We start from the raw sequence: 22,942 nt of genomic DNA on the forward strand, positions 1-22,942 counted from the left end.
ATATTCCGCGGTCCGGAACTTGAGCCCCCACTGTGGTGCGGGTCACAACGACTGCCTACGCTCGCCACAACGTGATGACAGTCACTGCGCATTGCTCCAACCGACATGTTGACCGACGCACACCTCAGCCACGAAGGACGGCCCCGCATGAACTTCGACCTCGAGGAACTCGCTGCCATCATCGAGCAACTGGACCAGACCGAGTTCACCGACTTCCGTTTCGAGCACGGCGACCTGCGCCTGCATGTCCGCCGCGGCGGGTACGACGCCGGCCCCGGGGCCTTCGCTCCCGCCGCACCCGCCGCTGGGGCCGGGATCGCCGCAGCCCCGGCCCCAGCGGCCGCGCCGGCCACGCCCGCTCTCGCGGCCGCACCCGCACCGGCACCAGCTACCGCCCCTGCACCCGCCGACTCCACCGCCGGCGCGGGCCTGGACCCGGCCGCCCTGCCTGAGGGCCATATGGTCGTGAAGGCCCCGATGCTGGGCACGTTCTACGGCGCCCCGAAACCCGGTGCCGCGCCCTTCGTCCAGGTGGGGGACGCCGTCGGACCGGAGACCACCCTGTGCATCATCGAGGTGATGAAGCTGATGAACTCGGTTTCCGCCGGCGTCACCGGCGAGGTCGCCGCGGTGTTCCTCCATGATGGTGAGCTGGCCGAGTTCGACCAGCCGCTGTTCGCGGTGAAGGTGACCGCATGAGCGCCGCCGCCAGAACCCCGCAGCGAGTGTTCATCGCCAACCGCGGCGAGATTGCCGTCCGCCTGATCGAGGCCTGCGACCGCCTCGGCTTCGAGACCGTGCTCGGCGTCTCCGCCGCGGACCGGGACACCCTGGGTGCCCGCCGCGCCGGCCGCACCGTGGTGCTCGGCGGCCCGCGCCCCTCGGACAGCTACCTGAACATGGACGCCGTGCTGCAGGCCGCCGTCTCCACCGGCTGCACGGCCATCCACCCCGGCTACGGCTTCCTCTCCGAGAACCCCGAGTTCGCCCGGAAGTGCGCCGAGGAGGACCTCGTCTTCGTCGGCCCCTCCCCCGAGGCCCTGGAGTCCCTGGGAGACAAGCTCACCGCCCGCCGGCTGGCCGAGTCCGTGGACGTCCCGGTGTCCGCCGGCGGCACCGCCGAGAGCATCGAGGAGGTCCGGGCGTTGGCCGAGCGGATCGGCTACCCGGTGCTCGTCAAGGCCGCCTACGGTGGCGGAGGGCGCGGCATGAAGCTCGTGGAATCCGCCGGGGACCTGGAGGACGCCTGGCACCTGGCCTCCTCCGAGGCGGCCTCCTCCTTCGGCAACGGCCTGGTGTTCCTGGAGCGCTTCGTCACCGACGCCAAGCACGTGGAGGTGCAGATCCTGGGCGACCGCCACGGCCACCGCATCCACCTCGGCGAGCGCGAGTGCTCCGTACAGTACCGCTACCAGAAGGTGGTGGAGGAGGCCCCCTGCGTGGCCCTGCCCGAGGCCACCCGTGAGCTGCTGCACCGCAGCGCCCTGCGGATCGCGGAGGCCCTGGACTACGTAGGGCTGGGCACAGTGGAGTTCCTCTATGACGTGGCCCGGGACGAACTGGCCTTCCTGGAGGTCAACCCGCGCCTGCAGGTCGAGCACCCGGTCACTGAGGCCGTCACCGGCGTGGACCTGGTCCGGCAGCAGCTGCTGGCCGCCCTGGGCAGCCCGCTGGAGATCACCCAGGAGGACGTGTCCCTGACCGGCCACGCTGTGGAGTGCCGCATCACCGCCCAAGACCCGGCCCGCGGACTGGCTCCCTCGCCTGGCCGGGTCACCCGGTGGAGCCCCCCGCCGGCCGGCGGGGGGCGGCTCGACTCCCACATCTACGAGGGCTATCTCTTCCCGCCCTACTACGACGCGCTGATGGGCAAGCAGATCGTCTGGGCCCCGGACCGGGCCGCCGCGATCGAGCGCATGGGGCAAGTGCTGGACGCCTTCGTGATCGAGGGGGTCACCACCTCCCTGCCGCTGCTGCAGCGGATCCTGGCCCACCCCGGGTACCGGGACAACAGCGTGACCACGCACTGGCTCAACCACTCGCTGGAGGAGCTGGTCGCCGACCTGGTGGAGGACCGCGAATCCGACAGCAGCACCGAGAGGATGAGCGCATGAGCACCATCGACCTCGTGGACGTCTCCCTGCGAGACGGCAACCAGTCCATCTGGGGCGCCACCGGCGTCACCACCCGCATGGTCGAGGGCGTCATGCCGAACCTGGACCGGACCGGCTACCGCACCATCGAACTGGCCACCTCCACCATCCTGGCCACCGCGGTGCGCTATCACCGCGAGGATCCCTTTGAACGGCTACGCGTCGCCCGGGACCGGGCCCGGAGCACCCAACTCGGGTTCCTGACCACTGGCAAGCGGTTCATCACCTTCCACCGGACCCCGGACGCGGTGCTCGAGCTGGCCTACTCCGTGCTGGCCCGCAACGGGATCACCAAGATGTGGGTGATCGATCCGATGCATGACATGGAATCGGCCGCAAAGATCGCCGCCATGGCCAAGCGGGTCGGCTTCGAGGAGGTCATCGGGGGCATCTGTTACACCACCAGCCCGGTGCACACGGACGCGTACTTCGCAGACAAGGCCCGCCAGTTGGACGCCTCGGAGGACATCGACGGCTTCTACCTCAAGGACCCCTCCGGGCTGCTGACCCCGGACGTGGTCCGCCACCTCATTCCGCAGCTGCAGCAGGCCATGCAGCGCCACCCGCTGCGGGAGATCCACTCCCACGCCACCACCGGGCTCGCCCCGATCACCTTATTGGAGGCGGCCGACCTGGGCGTGCCCACCCTCCACTGCGCCCTGCCTCCGTTGGCCAACGGTGCCTCACACCCGGAGGCCCAGCGGCTGGTCGCGAACCTGCGCGCCCGCGGCCACGAGGTGGACGTGGACCTCGACGCCATGGCCCGGGCCAGCGCATACTTGCGGCGCCAGGCCAAGATCAAGAACCTGCCGGCCGGATCGCCGAGCGAGTACGACGAGGCCTTCTACCGCCACAACATCCCCGGAGGGGTGCAGTCCACCACCCGGCGCCAGTTGGCCGAGATCCGGCAGGAGCACCTCTTCGACGCCGTCATTGAGGAATCCGTCCAGGTGCGCGAAGATCTTGGCTGGCCGATCGTGATGACCCCCTTTGCCCAGTACATCGTCACCCAGGCCACCCTGAATGTCATGACCGGCGAGCGCTACAAGCAGGTCGCGGACGAGGTCATCGACCTCATCCGCGGGGACTTCGGCCCCCTTCCCGGCGAGGTGGACCCAGCGCTGAAGGACCGCGCCCTGAACACCGAGCGCGGACGGCAGCAGCCCGACGACGGCCAGTCCGTCACCCTCAAGGACCTCCGACACCGCTTCGGGGAGACCCTCAGCGACGAGGAATTGCTGCTGCGGGCGGTCATGCCGCACGAGCAGGTTGACGCCATGTACGCCGCGCAGAAGACGGCCCCGGCCCGCACCCTGAAGACGCTGCTGACCGCCCTGGACCGGTCGAAGAAGTCCACCTCGATCTCGATCAGCGACGGGAACACCTCCCTGTCCCTGCAGCGCGAGGCCCCCGGAACGGAGACCACCCCATGACCGATTCGACCTTCCTCCCCGGCTTCACGCCGAAACCCGAGGCGGTGACCGCCTCCCGCGGTTGGATGCTGGACGTGGACGGCTGCCTGGTGAGCACCTCGCGGGCCGGCGGCTCCGGCGGCCTGGCCATGCCCGGGGCCACCGCGTTGCTCGAGCACCTCCACGGCGCCGGGCACTCCGTGGTGATCTGCACCAACGCCTCCGAGCGCACCCCGGCGCACTACGCGGAGCACCTACGCTCCCTCGGCCTGGACGCCCGGGACGAGGACTTCATCACGGCCGGCTCGGCCGCCGCCGAGTACATCGCCCACCACCATCCCACCGCCACGGTCCTGGCCCTGGGGGCCGAGGGGATCACCGAGCCGCTGACCGGCCTCGGGCTCGACCTCGCGGAGCCGCAAGCCGCGCGCGATGGCCAACTGGCCGACGTCGTGCTGGTGGGGGCCCAGGATTCCTACACGCGGGACGAGCTCAACGCAGCCTGCCTGGCCGTGGACGCCGGCGCCCCGCTGTACACCACCGTCGCCTCGCCGTGGTTCCACGGCGGCCGCGGGAAATCCGTGGCCTTGTCCTCCGTGGTGGCCCACGCCATTGCCTGGGCCACCGGCGTGGATCCTCAGGTGCTGGGCAAGCCCTCCCCCGCCCTCGGCGAGACCCTGCAGAGACACCTCGGCGTGGAGGCCGGGGCCATCACCGTCGTTGGGGACGCCACCGCCGAGATCGACCTGGCCCGGGCCATGGGCGCGAACGCCGCGCTGGTACTCTCCGGCGCCACGGACGCCGCCCTGCTGGCCACGCTGGACGGCGAGCGCCGTCCGGATGTGGCGCTGGCCGGCGTCGCCGATCTGCTGGAGCTGTTGTCCCCCCACTCGTCGCCACGACCTGAATCCCCCACGTCTCATCCCCTGCCGTCCGAAGGAGCACGACCATGAGCACCGAGACCCCCGACAGCCGCTTCCCCTTCTTCCACGAGGCCGAGGTCCCCGCCGGGGGCGAGGGCTGGGAGGAGATGTACCCGTACTACATGGTCCCCAGCGAGGAGACCCGCGAGCACGACGACTCGTTGCTGTGGTTCGCGGACACCATGCACTGGTCCCGCGGCACCCACCCCTTCGACAGCATTGGTGCCGAGGCCGTGTACTACGGGGTCGGCACCTTTTCCACCCGGATCTTCGCCCTGCCGGTGTCCCTCGGCCTCGACGTACGGGTGTTCAACGGCTACGTATACATCGCCCCGCAGGGCATCACCGATCCGGCCCGCATCCAGGAACGCGCCGAGGTCTTCCAGAAGCGCGCCGGCTACTACTACCAGAACTGGGACGAGCTCTACGGGAAGTGGAAGACGAAGATGGAGGGCGCCATCGCCACGATGGACGAGATCAGCTTCCCGCCGTTGACCGAATACGAGCCGGATTCCGTGGTGGACGAGGCCACCGGGCGCTCCGTGTCCATGGATATCCTGGAGAACTACCACCGGCTCACCGACCAGTTCTTGGCCACCTGGCAATACCACTTCGAGTTCCTCAACCTCGGCTACGGCGGCTACATCACGTTCTTCCAGTTCTGCAAGCAGGCCTTCCCGCTGATCACCGACCAGTCGATCTCCCGGATGGTGGCTGGCCTGGACGTGCTCGCCTTCCGCCCCGATGACGAGTTGCGCCAGCTCGCCCGGCAGGCCGTGGAGCTGGACCTAGTGACCACGCTCCGGGAGGGTGGCGCCGGCTCCGAGGGCTCCGTGAAGGCCAGGGAACTGCGCGCCGTGCTGGAATCCACCGAGAACGGCCGCACCTGGCTCGCCGCCTTCGATGCCGCCCGGGATCCGTGGTTCGACTACTTCACCGAGTACGGCTTCACGCACGACCAGGAGACCTGGAACTCCGACCTGTCCATCCCGCTGGGCAGCATCTCCCGTTACGCGGACAAGATCGCCGCCGGGGAGGACATCGACCGGCCGATCGAGCGGCTGCAGGCCGAACGTGAGGAGATCGTCGGCGAGTACCGCGCCCTGCTCACCGCGGAGGAGGCCTCCCAGTTCAACGAGTTGCTGAACCTGGCCCGGACGGTGTTCCCGTACATCGAGGAGCACAACATCTACGTGGAGCACTGGGCCCACAACGTGTTCTGGGCCAAGGCCCGGGAGCTGTCCCGGTTCCTCGTGGACGCCGGGCTGTTCGAGGATCCCGAGGACATGTTCTACCTCAACCGCTTCGAGGTGGACATGGCCCTGGCGGACGTGGTGCAGTCCTGGGCGATCGGCGTCCCGATCCGCGGAAAGCAGCGCTGGCGGGCCGAGGTTGAGAGGCGCAGGCCGATGGTGGCCGCCCTGAAGTCCGTGACTGCCCCACCGGCCTACGGGATCCCGCCGGAGCAGATCACCGACCCGTTCGCCGTGATGAACTACGGCGTCACCACCGAGCGCGTCAACGAATGGTTGGGGGCCGGACAGGACGAGAACGGGCTGGCCGGGATCCCCGGTTCGCTCGGCATCGTCGAGGGACCCGTCCGGGTGCTGCGCTCGGAGAAGGACCTGCCTGACCTGCAGCCCGGCGAGATCCTGGTGGCCCCCATCACCGCGCCGTCCTGGGCCGCCGCCTTCGCCGTGGCCAGCGGCGTTATCACGGACATCGGCGGCATGATGTGCCACGCAGCCATCGTCTGCCGCGAGTACGGCATCCCCGCCGTGGTCGGCACCGGCTACGCCACCGCACGGCTCACCACGGGCCAGCGGGTCCGGATCGATGGTAAGTCCGGCAGCGTCACCTTCCTGGACGACGAGACCGAGTAAGGAACCTCCCATGTACACCCTGAATTTCACCCTTGACGAGTGCAAGGACGTCCGCCAGGTCGGCGGCAAGGCGGCCAGCCTCGCGGAGATGACCGCCGAGGGCCTGCCCGTGGCTCCGGGTTTCTCCGTGACCGCCGAGGCCTACCGGCGCTACCGGGAGGAGTCCGGCCTCAAGGACTTCACCACCGGCATCCTCAATGGCCTGTCCCCCGAAGCTGATCAGGCCGCTTTTGACAAGGCCGAGCGCACCATCACCGAGCGAATGAAACAAGTTGGGATGCCGGAGGACATCGCCGGTCCCATCCGGGAGGCGTACCGGCAGCTCTGCGCTGACACCGGAGTGGAGGATATTGCCGTGGCGGTCCGCTCCAGCGCCACAGCCGAGGACTCGGTGGACGCCAGCTTCGCCGGTGAGTTCGAGACCTGGGTGGACATCGTGGGCGAGGACGCCGTGGTCGACTACGTCCAGAAGTGTTACGTCAGCGTCTACTCAGGTCGGGTGCTCTCCTACCTGGCCCAGAAGGGCATCGACCCGCATGAGATCGAGATGGCCGTGGTGGTGCAGAAGACTGTCCGTGCCCGGGCTGCCGGCGTCATGTTCACTCTGAGCCCCACCACCGGCGACCGCTCGCGGATCGTCTTGGAGGCCAGCTGGGGCCTGGGGCTGTCCGTGGTGGGAGGTGAGGTCACCCCGGACCGCTACATGCTGGAGAAGATCACCCTGGACATCGTGGTCCGCGAAGCCGGGCACAAGCACATCGAGTACCGCCGCGGGGATGCCCCGCAGGAGGTCCCCGATGAGCGCCAAGACGTGCTGTGCTTGAGCGACGAGGAGGTCGTCGCCCTGGCCCACTACGGCAAGAACCTGGAGAAGGTGCACGGCGGGGCGCCCCAGGACATCGAGTTCGCCATCGACGAGGAACTGCCGGAGGGCCAGAACCTGATCCTGCTACAGCGCCGTCCGGAAACCGTCTGGTCCAACGCGGAGCGCAAGCCGAAGTTCGATGCCGCCGCAGGCATGATGAGCTGGATCACCGGCTCGATCTCCGGCGGCGCCGCGGAGCTGGGCGGCTCGGGCCACTCCCACTGATCCTGACGATCGTGTGGTGGCACCTTTGGGGCTGATTGGGATCCCCTCAGCCCCAAGAGGTGCCACCACAGCGCCCGGAGACCGGACATCAGCCCTCCGCCAGCACCCCGCGCAGCGTGGGCCGGGAGGCGGTGACGCCCAGGCGGACAAGCACCACGCCGAGCACCAGCACGGCCGCCACCAGGCCCATGGATAGCGGGCTGAAGATCACGGCGGCGCCGATCACGGGCAGGGTCGTCGCCACAGCGGCCACCAGGGTGAACACCAGCACGATCCACAGCGGCCCCATCACCGAACGTCGGCGGATGGCCTCCATGCTCGCCTCCGTCATGCCGAGCCGGCCCAGTCCCCGGTACATGTCCGCGCGGTCGAGCACCTGCGCGGCCTGGGTGATGCCCACGGAGCAAGCGGTCAGCACGAAGGCGATGAGCATGGTCAGCAGCACTCCGGTGCGCAGGTCGGCCACGAGAAGCAGGTCCTCGGTCCGCATCCCGTCGGCTGAGACGGAGTTGGCCAGCCCCATGCCCGCTCCCCCGACCACGCCGATGTACACGGTCACGGCCAGCCCGCCGATCTGCCGCCAGGCCTGCTGCGGGGATTCGAGCACGTTGCGGGCGGCCACGAGCTTCTCGGCGGTGTCTGCGCGGCGCCACGTCTGGCGCGTCACCACGCCCACCAGCCAGGGGCCGATGAAGTGCAGGGCGATCATCGGCAGGCTGAAGCCGACCAGCATGATGATCAGAAGCACCATCATGTTCGCCGCTCCGAAGGCGTTGAGCACCACCTGGGCCAGCGCCAGGCCCGCCACGGCCAGCACCACGCGGACCCAGTGGACCTTCGAGGCCTCCTGGCGGGTGCGCACCCCCAACGGGGTGATCTCGATCCGCCGCAGCCCGGCCATCGAGCTCGCGGCGGCCATCACCAGCAGGGCGCCGACCACGGCGACGAGCCAGCCGGTGCCGAGCCACATTCCCTCCAGCCCGATCGGCCGCCCCACGAACGGAATCAGCCCCACGAGCGGCATGAACACGAGGTAACCGAGCACGCCGAGCAGCAGCCCGGCCGCGGCCAACACCACGGACTCGACGACGGCCAGGGTGCGCACCGTACCCGTCCCGGCACCCAGCAGGCGCAGGGAGGACAGGCGTTCGTCCCGGCGCCGGGCGAGCAGTTTGGCCGCGGATCCGGCCAGGCCGGCCATCGGGAACACGAGCAGCATCAGCGCGAAGACGGAGAGCATCAGGTAGAAGCCGGCCAGGTCCCCCTTGATGGTCCAGAATGAGGCGGCACCGCCGGCCACGAGCAGGGCCAGCGTGCCGACGATCGCGAAGGCGGTGACCGGCAGCCCCCAGACCTGGCGGTCAGAGAACAGCTTGCCCAGGAACAGCTTCAGCACGGCGCCGGTTCCACGGGATGCCCCGCGGCCCGCGGCCGACAGCGGCCGGCCGGGGACCGCGGCGAGGTGACCGGCCGGCGTCGTGCCCGGCTTGTCCTGGCCGCCCAGCGGAGTGAATCCCACGCGGGGTCCGGAATGGGTGTGCGGGGAGGTGGTCATCGGGTGGCCTCCGTCCGGTAGGTCTCCGAGCTGGTTGAACTGGTCGCACCGGCCGCGCCAGGCGCGCCGGCCGCCGAATCGGCCACGATCCGCCCGTCCTGCACACGCACGAGGCGGGAGCAGCGGTCGGCGGTGGCTTGGTCGTGCGTGACCATGACGAGGGTGCGGCCGCGGCCGACGGTGGAGTCGAGCAGGGCTCCGAGGACGGAGGCCGAGGTGGTGGAGTCGAGGGCACCGGTGGGCTCATCGGCGAAGACGACCTGCGGATCAGCCACCTGGGCGCGGGCGATGGCCACCCGCTGGGCCTGGCCGCCGGAGAGTTCGCCGAGGCGGCGGGTCTGCATGCCGTCCAGACCGAGGGTGGCCAGCCACTGGGCCGCGTGGGCCTCGGCGGCGGGGCGGGGCACCCCGGAGAGCAGCAGCGGTAGGGCCACGTTCTCCTGGGCGGTCAGTTCGGGCAGCAGCAACCCGTCCTGAAACACGAACCCGAGCCGCTCGCGGCGGAGCCGGGCGCGGGCCTCTTCGTTCAGGGTGGTGATCTCGGTCGGCTCAGCGCCGGTCGCGGTGAACAGCACCGAGCCGGCGTCGGGCAACAGAATTCCCGAGAGCACGTGCATCAGGGTGGTCTTGCCGGAGCCGGAGGGGCCCATGATGGCCACGGACTCCCCGGCGTGCACGGTCAGGTCCACGCCGTCGAGGGCGCGGGTGGGCCCGTAGGCCTTGGTCAGGCTGCGGGCGGCGAGCAGGGGCGAGGGTCGATTCATCATGTCTCCACTCTCCCGCCGGGCACCCCCTGCCGGCATCGGACCAGGCTCCGAACCTAGGCCGCGGCGGGTCCACCTGTGGGATGACCCGGTTGGTTGCCCACAGACCCCTCGGTGACACGCTCTCCCACCACCGTGGTGAGGATGCCCCGGTGGTCCGTTCCGGGAAAGTCCAGCCGTTCGTAGTCCCGCGGCGCCAGCCCCCGCAGCAGGACATGGTCAATGGCCGTGAAGGGCGGCACCCACGACTCCACCGGCCAGGTAGGCCCCGGGAGCGGGCCGGCGGCCGCCGCCGCGGGCGTGAACCCATCCGCCAGGGCTCGGAACTGCGGATGGGCATGGCTCGCGTTGAAGTCCCCGGCCAAGATCAGCGGCAGGTCTGAGTGGGCGGCCTGCCAACGGTCCAGCCCGCGGAGCGTGTCATCCCACGAGGGGACGAAGTCGTCTCCGATCGGCGGCACGGGGTGGATGCCCACCACCCGCACGGCGCCCAGCTCCGGATGCTCGACCACCGCCACGGGTTGGTCGAAGTGACGGTGGGTGGCGAAGCGCGGCAGGACGCCCTCGGACCGCAGCGGGTGAGCGGACAGGATCACCGCACCGCCGGCCTTGCCCCCCTGGGGTTCGTCCGGGATGGTCTCGGTGCGGTACGGCAGTCCGTCCAGAGCCCCATGCTCCTGCAGAGCCGTGACCAGGCCCTCGTCGGCCTCCACGAGGACCAGGACGTCGACCCCACTGGCGCGGCCAACCTCGTCGGCACCGTGAGCACCGCCAGTTCCGCTGGCCCCGAGCGCCGCGGCCAGTGCGGCGGGGTCCACACCGCCGTACTCGGCATTGAGGCTCAGCACGGTCAACTCGCCTGCTTCAAGGCCAACCTCCGCGCCACGCTCGATGCCAGCCCCGAAGCCGGCCCCGAGCGCACCGAGAGGCACCAATGTCGGCAGCAGCCCCAGCACCGCCCCGGCGGCCAGTACGCCGGCCGACCACCACTGACGGAACACCAGCACTAAGAGGGCAACCACCCCGGCCACCGCGCAAAGAACCGGCACGAGCGACTGCAGGGCCGGTATGACCCACGGCCGAGTGATCGCCGGGTGGGGCAGTACCGCCAGGAGGGCCGCCAGCACCACGCAGGTGACCAAGACCGCCCAGCGAAGGCGCCGCCGTCGGGAACCATGCGGTCCTGCCACCAAGGGATCTCCTCTCACCGGTCGGATCCGCACTCACACGGGCACCGGGCGCTCGCATCCGGGCACATCAGGCATCCTAGAGGTATGGACGAACCGCTTCCCGTCACGGACCCCCTGGCTCTGGAAAGCCAGATCTGTTTTGCGTTGTCCGTGGCGTCTCGAGGCGTGATCGCCGCCTACCGGCCCGCGCTCGAACCGTTGAAGCTGACTCACCCGCAGTATCTGGTGATGCTCGCGCTCTGGCAGCACGCACCCCTGTCCCTCAAGGATCTGGCGGGGTTGCTGCATATGGAGCCGGCCACCCTGTCCCCACTGACCAAGCGCTTGGAAGCGCTGGGCTACGTCCAGCGGGCCAAGAATCCCGACGACGGCCGCGGCCTCGCCCTGTCCCTCACCGAGGAGGGCCGCGCGTTGCGCCAGCAGGCCGAACAGGTGCCGGTGGAGATGATGCAGCGGTTGCAGATGGACGAGGCCGAACTGAAGGACCTGCACCGGCTCATGAGGACCCTGATGCAGCGTATCCACCCGTGATCATGCGCGGCCCGGCTTCCCGGACCGGACCGGCGGCGGATCAGAGGCCGGTGAACGCCAGCAACTCGGCGGGCGGCTGCTGACCAGTGTTCCGGTAACCCTGCAGGAGTTTCACGGCACGTTCCTTCTGGAGCTGCTTGCGGGGGTCCAGCGTGCCCTGGCGACTGGCCGGGCCGAACGTGCAGGAGGCGATGTAGATGAACCGCCACTGGAACCGGAACCACGCCCCCAGGCCGGTCTTGTCCCTCACCACCGAGTAGGCCTTCTGGCGTGTGGGCGTGTTCGGGCGGTGCTGTGGGCTCTGCTCGGTCATCAGGTTCCCCCTGGTTCGGAATCCACCACGGTGACAGTGGCCGAGGCCAGTCTATTTTAGTTAGCGCACTAACTGAAATCTGGATCAGGTCTTGTCCCCGGTCTCGTTCGGCCGCATGACGGGCGGTTCCTCGCCGTCCTTCAGCATGAAGTATCGGTAACCCTCCTGGAAAGGTTTCGGCGGCTGACCGTGATGGCCCTGGCCGGAGGCGTCCCAGGACTCCGTCACCCCGTTCTCACCGGAAGCTCGGCGGATGGCCGGCGGCGGCTCCTCCCCCTGCTCCCGATAGGCGGCGGCCACCCGCTGGGCCCGCTCCACCCGCAGTGCCTCCCGCGGGTTCAGCCCCGCCTGCCGGCTCGCCGGGCCATAGACGTCATTGGCCGCATAGCGGATCCGCCACAGCAGGCGGTACCCGAGGGACAACCCGGTGTTGTCCTTCTCCAGCAGGTGGATCTTCTGGTTCTCGTGGATCTCTTCGTCTCGCATGGCATTCCTCCAAGGGACTGCCGATGCCGGAGCACCGGCGTACTCCCAGCCTAGGACCGCCCCTGCAGAAGGTGAACGGCTGGCCTGCCGAGTGAGGCTGCTCAGAGGGGTTTGGTGGCCCAATGGATCGCGAGCGTGCCGAACAGGTGGGTCTCGTGACCCACCCCCTCAAAGCCCGCGCCCTCGAGCAGTGCCTGGACCTGGGCAGGGGTCTTGAAGCCCCGACTGGTGGCGGAGAGGTACTCGTAGGCGTCCGGGGTGCGGGTGATCAGCCGGGAGATCCGCGGCACCACATACTTGATGTACGCCGTGGAGAACGGCTTGATGATGTTGTCCGGCGCGGGAGAGGTCTCCAGGGCGACCATCCGGCCGCCGGGCTTGAGCACGCGGAACTGCTCGGCCAGCGTGGTGGGGATGTCCGCCACGTTGCGCAGCAGGTAGCCGTGGGTGACGGCATCGAAGGTGTTGTCCTCGAACGGCAGGTCCATGGCATCCGCCTCGACCCAGTCGATCTGCTCCCCGCCGGGGCGGCGCTTGCCGACCTCCATCATCTCGGGGGCGAAGTCGGCGCCGGTCACCTGGGCGCCATAGTGTGAGCGCAGGACCTCCAGGGCGATATCCCCGGTGCCGGTGGCTAGGTCCAGGACCACCGGGGCGTCCGGCAGCCCGGCCTTCGCCACGGTGCGCCGGACGAAGCGCGGCTCCTGGCCCCAGGTCATGACGAGGTTCATCAGGTCATAGCGGCCGGCGATACCATCGAACATCGAGGAGACCGCGGCCCCGTGGTCGTCGGGGCGGGGATTCTCGGCGGATTGCTCGTTCGTACTCACCCGCTCCACGGTAGTCGGTCCACAACGGGCGTCAGACGAAAGAAGGCAGCCATCAGGTTCACCGGAAGAAGTCTTGGGAAGCTCGGCAACCGGAAGCTCTATGAGCGCCTGTCCCGTCTGCTCGAGGAGCCCTCCCCGGACGCCGACAAGGTCCGCAGGCTCCGGGAGGAAGTCGCCAGACGAGATCCCGCGGAGTACGAGGCGGCCGAGATCGAGGCTCTGGCCAGCCGCTTCGAGCGGCACACGGTGATGGAGTCGGACGACATCCTGCTCCTGGAACTGAAGTACTGCGAGGACTATCTGGCCAAGCCCGCACCGGAGACCACAGCACGAGAGCGGGCCCTCCGGCGAGCCAAGCTCGCGGTGGTCAGGGACGAAATGAAACGACGACCGTCATTAGCGCGATACTCCGCCGACCCGAGGACGTGATCCACCCCTTGACGGGCGTGCAGTCGAGGTCGCGTGCCCAGCGACTGCACCGGAAACCTGGGAGGGTTCGCACATCCGGTACGGTCGCTGGGCACGTCCACCGTTGACCCAACTGCAGTGTGCTGCCGCCCCGCACGGCGGCTGCACATGTTGTTAGGCTAGGCTAACCTCCTGTAATTAGGCAACACCCTCGTTTGCCAATGACTCGAAAGGCCGCCTCGTGCCCTCTGCACCCCTCTCCCCCACCACTGGCGCTCCGACCGCCCGCCGGACCACCCGCCGTCGGGCCCTGTCCCTGGGTTTCCTGGCACTGGGTGCCGCCCTGCTCGCCGGGTGTTCCACGGGCCCGGCCGGCGGTTCGGGCTCCGAGGGCTCCGGCTCTCCCGATGCGTCCGCGACCTCGGACGCCACCTTCCCTCGGACGGTGGAGCACGTCTATGGCGAGACCGAGATCCCGGCCCAGCCCCAGCGCGTGGCCACCGTGTCCTGGGTGAACCAGGACGTCGCGCTGGCCCTGGGCGTGGTGCCCGTGGGCGTGGCGGCCACCGAATACGGCGGCAATGCCCAGCAGTCCACCGACTGGTTCGATGCAGCCCTGGAGGAGGCCGGCGGAGAGGCCCCGGAGCAGTATTCCGAGGCTGACGGCATCAACTTCGAGGCCCTGGCCGCCACGGAGCCGGACGTCATCCTCGCCGCCTACTCCGGCATCACGCAGGAGGAGTATGACAAGCTCTCCGAGATCGCCCCCGTGGTGGCCTACCCGGAGGACACCGCGGCGTTCACCACGGCCTGGCAGGATTCCACTCGGCTGATCGGGGAGGCCCTCGGCAAGGAGGACCAGGCCGAAGAGGTCATCGCGGACGTCGAGGGACAGGTCGCCCAGGCCGCGGAGGACTACCCTGCGCTGGCCGGCACCACCTTCCTGACGGGAACGGTGGACCCGGCCGCCGCCGATCAGATCTACCTGTTCACCGCCGCGGACAACCGGCCGAAGTTCCTGAGCTCGCTCGGCATGGAACTGGCCCCCGTGCTCGCGGACAACGAAGAGGCCCAGGACGCCTTCTATCTGACCTGGTCCCCCGAGCGGGCGGACGAGCTCGACTCGGACATCTTCATCACCTCGGCCACCGATGAGTCGGTGACCGAGGCCATCGCCTCCGACCCGCTGCTGTCCAAGATCCCGGCCGTGCAGGATGAGACGCTCGTGGTGCAGACCGACCAGCAGGAGGTCCTGTCCACCTCGGCCGCCTCGCCACTGTCCATCCCGTGGGCCCTGGAGAACGTGGTCCCGGACATCGCCGCCGCGGCCGAGCAGGCCGACAGCGCGGAATAGTCTGGCGAGAACAAGCCCAGTGATCGCCGTCCGATGACAGAAAGCGCATGAGACCCTCCCTCCAGCGCCCCTCCACGGAGCCCCCGCAGTCCGGCGCCAGCACCCCTGGCTCGCTGGAGCGGCGGTCCGCGCCCCCGGCACGACGCCGGCCGGTCACCGCTTCGCCTGTCCTCGCACTCCCGTTCCTCGCCCTCCCGGCACTGGTGCTGGTGTTCGCCTGCCTGGCCGCGCTGGCCTTCGGGGCCCGCCACGTGGACCCGGGCACCACGCTGGAGGCCCTCGGCGCGTTCCTCACCGGCCGGGGTGACGCGGCGGCGGCGGACATCGACGCCGCGGCGGCCCTGTCCCGCATCCCGCGCACCATCACCGCGGTCCTCGTGGGCGCGGCCCTGGCGGTGTCCGGGGTAGCCCTGCAGGGAGCCACCCGCAACCCGCTCGGTGATGCGGGCCTGCTGGGACTGACCGCCGGCGCCTCCCTGGCGGTGGCTCTGGGCCTGGGCATCGGCATCTCGGCCGGCCTGGCGGGGGTGATGGTGCTGGCGATCCTCGGGACGCTCGTGGCCTCCGCGGTGGTCTACACCGTGGCCTCGGCCGCTTCCCGGCTGGGGGGCGGCACGGGCGGCACCCCCGGGCCCCTGTCCCTCGTGTTGGCCGGGGCGGCCGTCACCGCGGGCTGCACCGCCGTCACCAGCGCCCTGTTGATCCTCTCCCCCGCGGTGCTGGAGCGCTTCCGGTTCTGGACCGTCGGCTCCGTGGCCAGGTCGTCGTTGGAAGACGCCGCCTGGCTGGCGCCCGTGATCGCCGTGGGCATCCTGATGGTCTTCGTGGCCGCCCCCGGGCTGGATGCGCTGGCCCTCGGTGACGAGCTGGCCCACGGGCTCGGATCCCGCCCCGAACGCCTGCGCATGGTCCTGCTCAGTGCCACCGTGCTGCTGACCGCCGCCGCGACCGCCCTGGCCGGGCCCGTGGTGTTCGTGGGATTGCTGGTCCCCCATGCCTTGCGCCGGTTCCGCCCGGCCTCCACGCGCGTGCTCGTGCTGGGCTGCGCCCTGTGGGGGGCCGTCCTGCTCGTTCTCGCCGACCTCGCCGGGCGGCTCGTGGTGGCGCCACAGGAGATCCACGTGGGCGTGACCACGGTGGTCATCGGCGTGCCCGTGTTGCTGCTGTTGCTGCGCCGGAAGGCGGTCTCCCTGTGAGCGCGCCATCCCTCGAGACCACGGCCGCCGCTCCCGCCCCTGAAGCAGTGGCCGGGCCCTCCCCGGCCGCGGTGGCCGCCGTGCGGTCCCTGCATTCCCGAGCCCGACGCCGGCTGCTCACCGCCACGCTCTGCCTCGCCGCGGCCTTGGCGCTGGCCATGGGGGTGCGGGTGCTGCTGGGCCACTACACCGTCACCATCCCCGACTTCTTCGCCATCCTCGGCGGGGAGGCCATCCCCGGCGCCTCGTTCATCGTGATGCAGGAGAAGCTGCCCCGGGCCGTGGCCGGAGCCCTGGCCGGGGCGGCGTTCGGCGCCGCCGGCGCCCTCTTCCGGCGCACGCTGCGCAACCCCCTGGCCAGCCCGGACATCATCGGCGTGACCCAGGGTGCCGCCGTCGCCGCCGTGACCGTGCTCGCGTTCGGCGGAGTACGCGGCACGGGCATGGCCGCCGCCGCCCTGATCGGAGGGCTGGTGGCGATCGCCATCGTCCTCGGCTTCTCGATGGCCGGGCGTTCCTCGGCCGGCGCCGGCTCCGGAGGGTTGGCCGGCGCCCTGGGCGGGGCCACCTTCATCGTGGCGGGCATCGCCGTGGCCTCCCTGTGCCAGGCCATCCTGTCCGGGGCGATGCTGGCCCTGTCCCAGCACGACCTGCAGGCCGCGGCCGTGTGGACGGCTGGCTCCCTCAACGCGGTGACGTGGGAGCGGATCACCCTGCTGGCCGTCCTCATGATCGTGCTGGTGCCCCTCGCCAGCATCCTGCATGCCCGGCTGGCCCCGGCCGACCTGGGCGGCGAGCTGGCCCACGGCGTGGGCTCCCGGCCCGGCCGGACGGGCCTCTGGTCCCTCGTGATCGGCGCCCTGCTGGCGGCGGCGGCGACGGCGGCCACCGGCCCGCTCGCGTTCGTCGCCCTGCTCTCCACCCCGCTGGCCCGGGGTCTCACCGGGGGACGGCCCTCGCTGCCGGCGGCGGCCCTGTGCGGCGCGGTCATCGTGGTGGTCGCGGACTTCGCGGCCGCCGAGGCCTTCGGCGGGGTTAGGTTGCCCACCGGCGTACTCACCGGGGCGGCCGGGGCGCCGCTGATGCTGTGGCTCCTGATTCGAAGCGGACGGAAGGCTTGAGATGACAGTAGAACCGGCGATCCGCCTGCGCGGCGCGAGCCTGGCCTATGGCCCGCACACGGTCGTGGGGCAGGAGAAGCCCGTGGACCTGGATGTGCCGGCCGGCCAGACCACGGCCATCATCGGCGCCAACGGCTGCGGCAAGTCGACCCTCCTGAAGGGGTTGACCCGGCAGCTGCCCCTGGTGAGCGGATCCCTCGAGGTCCTCGGCCGGGACGTGGAGGGGTGGAATCCCCGCAGCTACGCCCGCACCGTGGCGTTACTGCCCCAGTCCCCCGTGGTGCCGGAGGGCATGACGGTGGAGCAACTCGTGGACCGCGGGCGCCACCCGCACCGCGGCTGGTTCGGGGCCCGGACGGCCCAGGACACCGTGGCGATCGCCCAGGCCCTCGAGCTGGCCGACCTGGTGGGGCTGGCCGGCCGGGACGTGGCCGAGCTTTCCGGCGGTCAGCGCCAGCGGGCCTGGCTGGCCCTGGTGCTGGCCCAGCAGACGCCCGTGGTGCTCCTCGACGAACCCACCTCCTACCTGGACCTCTCCCACCAGGTGGAGTTGCTGGACCTGGTGCGGGACCTGCCGGACCCCAGGTCAGCCGGTGCCGGCGAGCGGCCCCGGGCCACCGTGGTCGCCGTGCTGCACGAGCTGAACCTCGCCGCCCGCTCCGCCGACCACATCATCGCCATGGCCCACGGTCAGGTCGTGGCCGAGGGGACACCGGAGGAGGTCCTGACCCCGGCGAACCTGGAGGGCATCTACGGACTGGATGCCGACGTCGTGAAGGATCCGCTGCTGGGCCACCCGGTGGTGCTGCCGCGGACGGCGGCGAACCGAGCCGCAGCCGAGAAGGTGGGGACCGGGACCGCGCAGCTGCCCTGACAGCCCGCCCGGCAGCGGTCCGCAGACCGCCAGCGACCACCATGACCAGAGTCCCGTCAGCGCTGGCATGATGGTGCCGTGACACCGGCACCCGACTTCTCCCGCAAGCAGGCACAGGCCGGCGAACTGGTGCGGCTGATTCCGGCCCGGCGGGAGCATGCCGCGGTGCTCCACCCGCTGCTGGCGGACGCCGAGGTGTCCCGGCTGACCGGGACGATGCACTCCTCCACCGGGCCGGCGCACCCGGGGTCAGCGCACCCAGGGCCAGAAGGTGGCGGAGCCCTGGCGGACCCCGGAGGGCAGGTGCCCTGGTCGGTGGACGAGCTCGCCGAGATCTACGCGCGCTGGTCCCGGGCGGAGGACCGGATCGTGTGGGTCATCGAGGAGGTGGCCACCGGCCGGATCGTCGGGGAGTCCGTGCTCAACGACCTCGATGAGGACAACCTCTCCTGTGGCTTCCGGATCTGGATCTCCGGCGCTCGGGACCGTGGCCTCGGCAGCGAGGCCGTGGAACTGATTCTGCGGCACGCCTTCGAGGACCAGGGGCTGCACCGGGTGTCGCTGGAGGGCTACGCTTTCAATCCGCGGGCCCGCCATGTCTACGAGAAGGCCGGTTTCCGCCTGGAGGGCACCCTGCGCGAGGCGCTGCTCTTCGACGGCGGATGGGTGGACGCCCACGTGATGGGGATCTTGGCCGAGCAGTGGCGGTCTCGGCAGGGAGGGGTTCCCACGGACCCGCCTCCTGCCGGACCATAGCTCCATGGCACACGGAGACATCACCCACGTCGACATCCCGGTCACCGACCATCAGCGCGCCACCGAGTTCTACGGCTCGGTCTTCGGCTGGAAGATCGAGACCTACCCCGGCTTCGAGGACTACCCCATGTGGCGGGCCCCCAACGAGGTCAGCGGCGGCGGTCTGGCGCCGCGCAGCGCCGACTTCACCCAACCCCGCTCCACCGTGGAGGTCGACTCGATCGACGAGACCCTGGCCACCGTCACCGCCCTGGGCGGCACCGTGATCGCCCCGAGGTCCCCGATCACCGAGACCAGCTGGTGGGCCGTGTTCCGGGACCTCGATGGCAACGAGATCGGACTCTACGAGGGCGTCACCGACACGTCAGCCACCTGAGTCACCTGCGGCAGCTGAGACACGGAGACGCTCGAGTTTTCCGGCGGATCGATTGCGCCGCCAGCCGAACGCGCTGGCGCGCCCTCCAGGTGCAGTGCAACAGTGGCCGTGGAAGCACTGACACCCGAACGGAAGGACCAGATCCATGGCGAACTACCTGATCATCGGCGGACACGGCAAGGTGGGCCTGCGGACCGCACCCCTGCTGGCGCAGGAGGGGCACACGGTCACCTCGGTCATCCGCAACTCGGAGCAGACGGCGGAAATTGAGGCCGCCGGCGCGAAGGCCCTGGTGCTGGACATCGAGACCGCCTCACTGGAGGAGCTCGTCCGGGCCTTCGAGGGCCAGGATGCCATCGTCTGGTCCGCCGGCGCCGGTGGCGGGAGCCCCGAGCGCACCTATGCCGTGGACCGGGACGCCGCGATCCGCTCCATGGACGCCGCCCTCCAGGCCGGCGTGAAACGCTACGTCATGGTGTCCTACATGGGCGCCACCACCCAGCACGGCATCGCCGAGGACGACCCATTCTTCCCCTATGCGGAGTCCAAGGCCGCCGCGGACGAGTACCTGCGCAACTCCGGGCTCGACTGGACCATCCTCGGCCCGGGGAAGCTCACCCTGGACGAGCCGACCGGCATGATCGCCGTCGGCAGCGGCACCGCGGACGGCTCCAATCGGGATACCTCGCGCGGCAACGTGGCCCAGGCGGTCCGAGTCGCCCTGGCCACCCAGAACTCGATCGGGAAACAGATCGACTTCGTGGACGGTGAGGAGCCGGCCTCCGCCGCCTTCTCCCAGCTCTGAGGGCGTGTCCGGCCAGCTCTGAGCACCTGACTCACCCTCACTGAGGGGCCTTCTCAAACCCGGGCACGACGCGCGGGCCGGCACCTGCCAGCGTAGGTGCCGGCCCGCGCGTCGTGCTCCGGGAAACCGGGCGGCCGGAAGCCGAAACCGGGAGACTAGCGGAACAGGCTGATGAGGATGCCGCCCACGGCGACCACGCCGGCGATGACCACGAAGACGTTCGACGCCTTGCCGCGGAATCGCGCGAGGGCGGGCACCTTGTGAATGGCGTACATCGGCATGAGGTAGAGCACGGCGGCGATCACGGGGCCGGCCAGCGACTCGATCAGCGCCAGGATGCTGGGATTCAGCACACCGGCCAGCCACGTGGTGACGATCAGGAAGACGCTCACGCCGATCGTGATGCCGCGGTCGCTCAGGCGCTTCTGCCGTGGGTCCACCATGGTGCGCACGATCGCCGTGGCCCCCTCGGCGGCGCCGAGCCAGTGGCCGAAGAAGGACGAGGCGATCGCCGTGATGGCCACGGCGGGGCCGAGCCAGGCGATGAGGGGCAGGCCCATCACGTTGGCCAGGTGGGAGAGCACCGGCAGGTTGGCCTCCTTGGCCTCCTGCAGCCCCTCGGGGCCGAGGGCCAGCACACAGGACCAGACGAAGCCCATGGTGAAGACGACCAGCAGAACCGCGGTGATCCGCAGGATGGAGGACGCCTTCTGCATGGATCCGGCACCGTAGCGTTCCCGCAGGGACACGGAGAACTGGGAGATCGCCGGGGAGTGGTTGAACGCGAAGACCAGCACCGGGATCATCAGCCAGAGGGACATCGCGAAGTCGCCGGGAGCGGGCAGCGCACCGAAGCCGTCGAAGGACCACTGGGGGATCAACAGCAACGTGACCGCGAACAGCACCGCGATCAACGGGTAGACCAGCCACTGGGTGACCACGAGCATGACCTTCTTGCCGGCGACCATGACGGCCGACATCGCCAGGACCAGCACCCCGGACAGCAGCCACCGCGGCCAGGGGTCCAGGCCGAGCTGGTTCACCATGAGGCTCTCCACCGTGTTGGTGATGCCCACCCCGTAGATCAGCACGATCGGGTAGATCGCCAGGAAGTACAGGACGGTGACCACTCGGCCGGCGGTCTCGCCGAAGTACTCGCGGACCACGCCGGTGATGTCCTGTTTCGGGTTCGGCGAGGCACACACCATGCGGGACAGCGCCCGGTGGGAGAAGTAGGTCATCGGCCAAATCAGCACGGTGGCGATGAGCAGCGGCCACAGCCCGCCCAGTCCGGCGTTGATCGGCAGGAACAGGATGCCGGCGCCCACGGCTGTGCCGAACAGGCCGATCGTCCAGCTCGCGTCGAACCGGTTCCACCGGGGCGTCGTCGCCGTCGCGGTGGTGGACGCCTGATCTGCGGGCGACTCGGGAGCCTGGTCTGCGGGCGACTCCGGCACAGATCCGGGCGTCGCCTCGGCTGCTGACTCGGGGGAAGGGCGTGAAGTCATGCACATACTCCTGGTTCGGCGCGTCGCGATCGGCTGCGCTGGGTGACCGCCCGGGGGTCTAGCGGTTCTCGGCTGGTCCCAGCCGTCCACCTGGTGCGGTGGCAGAAAGGGCCCGATAGAGTGTAAGCCCGCTCACAGGCTGGCGCGAATCGGGGCAGTGCGGCTCACCGTTCAGTTCACTTTTCAGCTCACCGTTCAGTTCTGTGTGCGGATCTCGACAGGCAGAAGGAGAAGGCCATGCCCGAGTACCTGATTTCCGTGTGGCACTCTCCCGGTGTCCAGCACCGGGAGACTGGTCCCTACGCGTCCGAAGAGGAGATGCAGGCAGCGTTCCAGGCCGTCGGCGAGTTCAACGAGGCACTGCGGGCCGAGGGCGCGTGGGTGTACGCCGGCGGTCTCGTCGCCCCGGAGGAATCCGTGGTGGTGGACGGCACCCGCGGTGCCGAACTGGTCATCACCGACGGCCCGTTCACCCAGGCCCAGCAGCACATGGGCGGGTTCTGGGTGGTGGACGCCGCCGGACCGGAACAGGCCGAGGATCTGGCCGCCCGCGCGTCGAAGGCCTGCGGCAACAAGGTGGAGCTCAGACCGTTCCAGACCTGATTCCGCATCACGAGCACGGTCGATGTCGGCGGGCCCGGCGTTTCTCGACCATCATCGTGCCCGTGACGAGATCAGGCGTGACAGCAGCCGGTCGATGGCCCACATCAGTGCGGCCAGTACGAAGAAGAACCCCAGGATGGCCACCACGTAGACCGCCACCCCGTCATAACCCATGCGTGGCACATCGAGGATGCTGTAGGGGTACCAGTCGAGCGCCGGCCCCCGCGCCAGGGTGAACGCCAGCCAGGCGAGCGGGATGATGGCCGCCAACCCGATCCGCTTCCACGTGACCTGCCCGCGGGGGTCGAACACCAGCCACACCAGCGGTGTCAGGATCGGCGTGATGATGTGCTGGATCGTGTCATTGACGTGCTCCACGGGCGTTCCGGGCGGGGCATCCCGCAGCAGCACGTTGAACACCACGCCGGTGATGACGATGCAGACCACCGCCGCGATCCGCAGCGCGTGGAACAGGTTCGAGGTCCGGTGCGGGCGGATCGCCAGCAGCAGCGAGGTCAGGCCGACGAGGAAGTTGGCCAGGAACGTGAAGTACGTCGGCTGGTTGAGCAGGTGCTCCCAGCCGCCCTCGAACCCGCCGGAGAAGCCCGCGTCGGCCGGCAGGTCGGAGTCCTTCCAGGACCCGATGTAGAAGGAGAGCCCGTTTCCCGTGAAGGACAGCAGCGCGGCGAGGGCGAAGACCACGCGCCCGACGCCGGCCCACCAGCCGGGTGCGCGCCGCGCCGTCGCGTCAGTCGAGTTGGTCGCCTCGGCGCCCGGTTCCCGGGCTGCGCTCTCGGATGCCACTGCCACG

The 22,942-nt window shown here is 70.0% G+C and carries 24 protein-coding genes; 16 read left to right on the plus strand and 8 right to left on the minus strand.

Annotated features, from left to right (window positions below):
* The first annotated feature begins 147 nt into the window (after positions 1-147).
* The 6 genes from AB0333_RS13930 to AB0333_RS13955 are packed head-to-tail and all read left to right on the plus strand — an operon-like array spanning position 148 to position 7,461.
* Positions 148-699, plus strand: a complete 552-nt coding sequence (locus tag AB0333_RS13930) for a biotin/lipoyl-containing protein (RefSeq protein ID WP_366219278.1) — start codon at positions 148-150, stop codon at positions 697-699.
* Positions 696-2,114, plus strand: a complete 1,419-nt coding sequence (locus AB0333_RS13935) for a biotin carboxylase N-terminal domain-containing protein (protein ID WP_366219280.1) — start codon at positions 696-698, stop codon at positions 2,112-2,114. The genes AB0333_RS13930 and AB0333_RS13935 overlap by 4 nt, the downstream gene beginning before the upstream one ends.
* On the plus strand, positions 2,111-3,586 hold the full coding sequence (locus tag AB0333_RS13940; RefSeq protein WP_366219281.1) for a pyruvate/oxaloacetate carboxyltransferase: 1,476 nt from the start codon (positions 2,111-2,113) through the stop codon (positions 3,584-3,586). Before AB0333_RS13935 ends, AB0333_RS13940 begins: the two co-directional genes overlap by 4 nt.
* On the plus strand, positions 3,583-4,518 hold the full coding sequence (locus tag AB0333_RS13945) for an HAD hydrolase-like protein (RefSeq protein WP_366219282.1): 936 nt from the start codon (positions 3,583-3,585) through the stop codon (positions 4,516-4,518). The genes AB0333_RS13940 and AB0333_RS13945 overlap by 4 nt, the downstream gene beginning before the upstream one ends.
* Positions 4,515-6,371, plus strand: coding sequence for a PEP-utilizing enzyme (locus AB0333_RS13950; RefSeq protein ID WP_366219283.1), 1,857 nt, complete (start codon positions 4,515-4,517; stop codon positions 6,369-6,371). The genes AB0333_RS13945 and AB0333_RS13950 overlap by 4 nt, the downstream gene beginning before the upstream one ends.
* A gap of 10 nt (positions 6,372-6,381) precedes the next feature.
* The gene (locus tag AB0333_RS13955; protein WP_366219284.1) at positions 6,382-7,461 is read left to right on the plus strand and encodes a PEP/pyruvate-binding domain-containing protein; all 1,080 of its coding nucleotides are present in this window, start codon (positions 6,382-6,384) and stop codon (positions 7,459-7,461) included.
* 88 nt (positions 7,462-7,549) lie between these two features.
* Here the strand turns inward: AB0333_RS13955 and AB0333_RS13960 are convergent, their stop codons facing one another.
* From AB0333_RS13960 to AB0333_RS13970, 3 genes are read right to left on the minus strand one after another with little or no spacing between them, the layout of a single operon-like run.
* Entirely contained in the window at positions 7,550-9,016 is a 1,467-nt protein-coding gene (locus tag AB0333_RS13960; RefSeq protein ID WP_366219286.1) for a permease, read from the minus strand.
* Positions 9,013-9,783 (minus strand): ABC transporter ATP-binding protein, encoded by a 771-nt coding sequence (locus tag AB0333_RS13965; RefSeq protein WP_366219287.1) that lies wholly within the window; start codon positions 9,781-9,783, stop codon positions 9,013-9,015. The genes AB0333_RS13960 and AB0333_RS13965 overlap by 4 nt, the downstream gene beginning before the upstream one ends.
* Positions 9,784-9,836: 53 nt before the next feature.
* On the minus strand, positions 9,837-10,970 hold the full coding sequence (locus AB0333_RS13970; RefSeq protein WP_366219288.1) for an endonuclease/exonuclease/phosphatase family protein: 1,134 nt from the start codon (positions 10,968-10,970) through the stop codon (positions 9,837-9,839).
* An 84-nt stretch (positions 10,971-11,054) separates the two neighbouring features.
* On the opposite strand from AB0333_RS13970, the gene AB0333_RS13975 reads away from it, so the two are divergent.
* On the plus strand, positions 11,055-11,501 hold the full coding sequence (locus AB0333_RS13975; RefSeq protein ID WP_366219289.1) for a MarR family transcriptional regulator: 447 nt from the start codon (positions 11,055-11,057) through the stop codon (positions 11,499-11,501).
* Positions 11,502-11,541: 40 nt separating this feature from the next.
* Here the strand turns inward: AB0333_RS13975 and AB0333_RS13980 are convergent, their stop codons facing one another.
* From AB0333_RS13980 to AB0333_RS13990, 3 genes are all read right to left on the minus strand, one after another.
* Positions 11,542-11,814, minus strand: coding sequence for a hypothetical protein (locus AB0333_RS13980; protein ID WP_366219290.1), 273 nt, complete (start codon positions 11,812-11,814; stop codon positions 11,542-11,544).
* Between the two features lie 84 nt (positions 11,815-11,898).
* A complete protein-coding gene (locus AB0333_RS13985) occupies positions 11,899-12,300 on the minus strand; it encodes a hypothetical protein (RefSeq protein ID WP_211309035.1) in 402 nt (133 codons plus the stop codon).
* Between the two features lie 101 nt (positions 12,301-12,401).
* Positions 12,402-13,130 (minus strand): ubiquinone/menaquinone biosynthesis methyltransferase, encoded by a 729-nt coding sequence (locus AB0333_RS13990; RefSeq protein ID WP_366219292.1) that lies wholly within the window; start codon positions 13,128-13,130, stop codon positions 12,402-12,404.
* On the opposite strand from AB0333_RS13990, the gene AB0333_RS13995 reads away from it, so the two are divergent.
* From AB0333_RS13995 to AB0333_RS14030, 8 genes are all read left to right on the plus strand, one after another.
* Positions 13,113-13,559 carry a hypothetical protein gene (locus AB0333_RS13995; RefSeq protein ID WP_366219293.1) on the plus strand — a complete coding sequence of 149 codons (447 nt, stop codon included), beginning with the start codon at positions 13,113-13,115 and terminating at the stop codon, positions 13,557-13,559. The genes AB0333_RS13990 and AB0333_RS13995 overlap by 18 nt on opposite strands.
* A 220-nt stretch (positions 13,560-13,779) precedes the next feature.
* The gene (locus tag AB0333_RS14000) at positions 13,780-14,892 is read left to right on the plus strand and encodes an iron-siderophore ABC transporter substrate-binding protein (RefSeq protein WP_366219294.1); all 1,113 of its coding nucleotides are present in this window, start codon (positions 13,780-13,782) and stop codon (positions 14,890-14,892) included.
* A gap of 47 nt (positions 14,893-14,939) precedes the next feature.
* The gene (locus AB0333_RS14005) at positions 14,940-16,088 is read left to right on the plus strand and encodes an iron ABC transporter permease (protein WP_366219296.1); all 1,149 of its coding nucleotides are present in this window, start codon (positions 14,940-14,942) and stop codon (positions 16,086-16,088) included.
* Positions 16,085-17,209, plus strand: coding sequence for an iron ABC transporter permease (locus AB0333_RS14010; RefSeq protein WP_366219297.1), 1,125 nt, complete (start codon positions 16,085-16,087; stop codon positions 17,207-17,209). Before AB0333_RS14005 ends, AB0333_RS14010 begins: the two co-directional genes overlap by 4 nt.
* Before the next feature lies 1 nt (position 17,210).
* Positions 17,211-18,083: an ABC transporter ATP-binding protein gene (locus tag AB0333_RS14015; protein WP_366219298.1), complete on the plus strand. Its 873-nt coding sequence runs from the start codon at positions 17,211-17,213 to the stop codon at positions 18,081-18,083.
* 78 nt (positions 18,084-18,161) lie between these two features.
* Positions 18,162-18,839 carry a GNAT family protein gene (locus tag AB0333_RS14020; RefSeq protein ID WP_366219299.1) on the plus strand — a complete coding sequence of 226 codons (678 nt, stop codon included), beginning with the start codon at positions 18,162-18,164 and terminating at the stop codon, positions 18,837-18,839.
* Between the two features lie 4 nt (positions 18,840-18,843).
* Positions 18,844-19,215, plus strand: coding sequence for a VOC family protein (locus tag AB0333_RS14025; RefSeq protein ID WP_366219300.1), 372 nt, complete (start codon positions 18,844-18,846; stop codon positions 19,213-19,215).
* 145 nt (positions 19,216-19,360) lie between these two features.
* Entirely contained in the window at positions 19,361-20,020 is a 660-nt protein-coding gene (locus AB0333_RS14030; protein WP_366219301.1) for an SDR family oxidoreductase, read from the plus strand.
* A gap of 155 nt (positions 20,021-20,175) precedes the next feature.
* Here AB0333_RS14030 and AB0333_RS14035 read toward each other — a convergent pair whose 3' ends face one another.
* Positions 20,176-21,528: an aromatic amino acid transport family protein gene (locus AB0333_RS14035; protein WP_366219302.1), complete on the minus strand. Its 1,353-nt coding sequence runs from the start codon at positions 21,526-21,528 to the stop codon at positions 20,176-20,178.
* Positions 21,529-21,765: 237 nt separating this feature from the next.
* Here AB0333_RS14035 and AB0333_RS14040 point away from each other — a divergent pair, with 237 nt between their 5' ends.
* The gene (locus AB0333_RS14040; protein ID WP_115932412.1) at positions 21,766-22,131 is read left to right on the plus strand and encodes a YciI family protein; all 366 of its coding nucleotides are present in this window, start codon (positions 21,766-21,768) and stop codon (positions 22,129-22,131) included.
* 51 nt (positions 22,132-22,182) lie between these two features.
* On the opposite strand, the gene AB0333_RS14045 is transcribed toward AB0333_RS14040, so the two are convergent.
* A complete protein-coding gene (locus AB0333_RS14045; protein WP_366219303.1) occupies positions 22,183-22,941 on the minus strand; it encodes a Pr6Pr family membrane protein in 759 nt (252 codons plus the stop codon).
* Position 22,942: the final 1 nt, after the last annotated feature.

It is taken from the genome of Citricoccus sp. NPDC079358 (genome assembly GCF_040702545.1).
Lineage (GTDB): Bacteria > Actinomycetota > Actinomycetes > Actinomycetales > Micrococcaceae > Citricoccus.

Coding starts and splice junctions, on each gene's coding strand:
- AB0333_RS13930 (WP_366219278.1), top strand. CDS start 148: ATGAACTTCGACCTCGAGGAACTCGCTGCCATCATCGAGCAACTGGAC.
- AB0333_RS13935 (WP_366219280.1), top strand. CDS start 696: ATGAGCGCCGCCGCCAGAACCCCGCAGCGAGTGTTCATCGCCAACCGC.
- AB0333_RS13940 (WP_366219281.1), top strand. CDS start 2,111: ATGAGCACCATCGACCTCGTGGACGTCTCCCTGCGAGACGGCAACCAG.
- AB0333_RS13945 (WP_366219282.1), top strand. CDS start 3,583: ATGACCGATTCGACCTTCCTCCCCGGCTTCACGCCGAAACCCGAGGCG.
- AB0333_RS13950 (WP_366219283.1), top strand. CDS start 4,515: ATGAGCACCGAGACCCCCGACAGCCGCTTCCCCTTCTTCCACGAGGCC.
- AB0333_RS13955 (WP_366219284.1), top strand. CDS start 6,382: ATGTACACCCTGAATTTCACCCTTGACGAGTGCAAGGACGTCCGCCAG.
- AB0333_RS13960 (WP_366219286.1), bottom strand. CDS start 9,016: ATGACCACCTCCCCGCACACCCATTCCGGACCCCGCGTGGGATTCACT.
- AB0333_RS13965 (WP_366219287.1), bottom strand. CDS start 9,783: ATGATGAATCGACCCTCGCCCCTGCTCGCCGCCCGCAGCCTGACCAAG.
- AB0333_RS13975 (WP_366219289.1), top strand. CDS start 11,055: ATGGACGAACCGCTTCCCGTCACGGACCCCCTGGCTCTGGAAAGCCAG.
- AB0333_RS13980 (WP_366219290.1), bottom strand. CDS start 11,814: ATGACCGAGCAGAGCCCACAGCACCGCCCGAACACGCCCACACGCCAG.
- AB0333_RS13985 (WP_211309035.1), bottom strand. CDS start 12,300: ATGCGAGACGAAGAGATCCACGAGAACCAGAAGATCCACCTGCTGGAG.
- AB0333_RS14005 (WP_366219296.1), top strand. CDS start 14,940: ATGAGACCCTCCCTCCAGCGCCCCTCCACGGAGCCCCCGCAGTCCGGC.
- AB0333_RS14015 (WP_366219298.1), top strand. CDS start 17,211: ATGACAGTAGAACCGGCGATCCGCCTGCGCGGCGCGAGCCTGGCCTAT.
- AB0333_RS14025 (WP_366219300.1), top strand. CDS start 18,844: ATGGCACACGGAGACATCACCCACGTCGACATCCCGGTCACCGACCAT.
- AB0333_RS14030 (WP_366219301.1), top strand. CDS start 19,361: ATGGCGAACTACCTGATCATCGGCGGACACGGCAAGGTGGGCCTGCGG.
- AB0333_RS14035 (WP_366219302.1), bottom strand. CDS start 21,528: ATGACTTCACGCCCTTCCCCCGAGTCAGCAGCCGAGGCGACGCCCGGA.
- AB0333_RS14040 (WP_115932412.1), top strand. CDS start 21,766: ATGCCCGAGTACCTGATTTCCGTGTGGCACTCTCCCGGTGTCCAGCAC.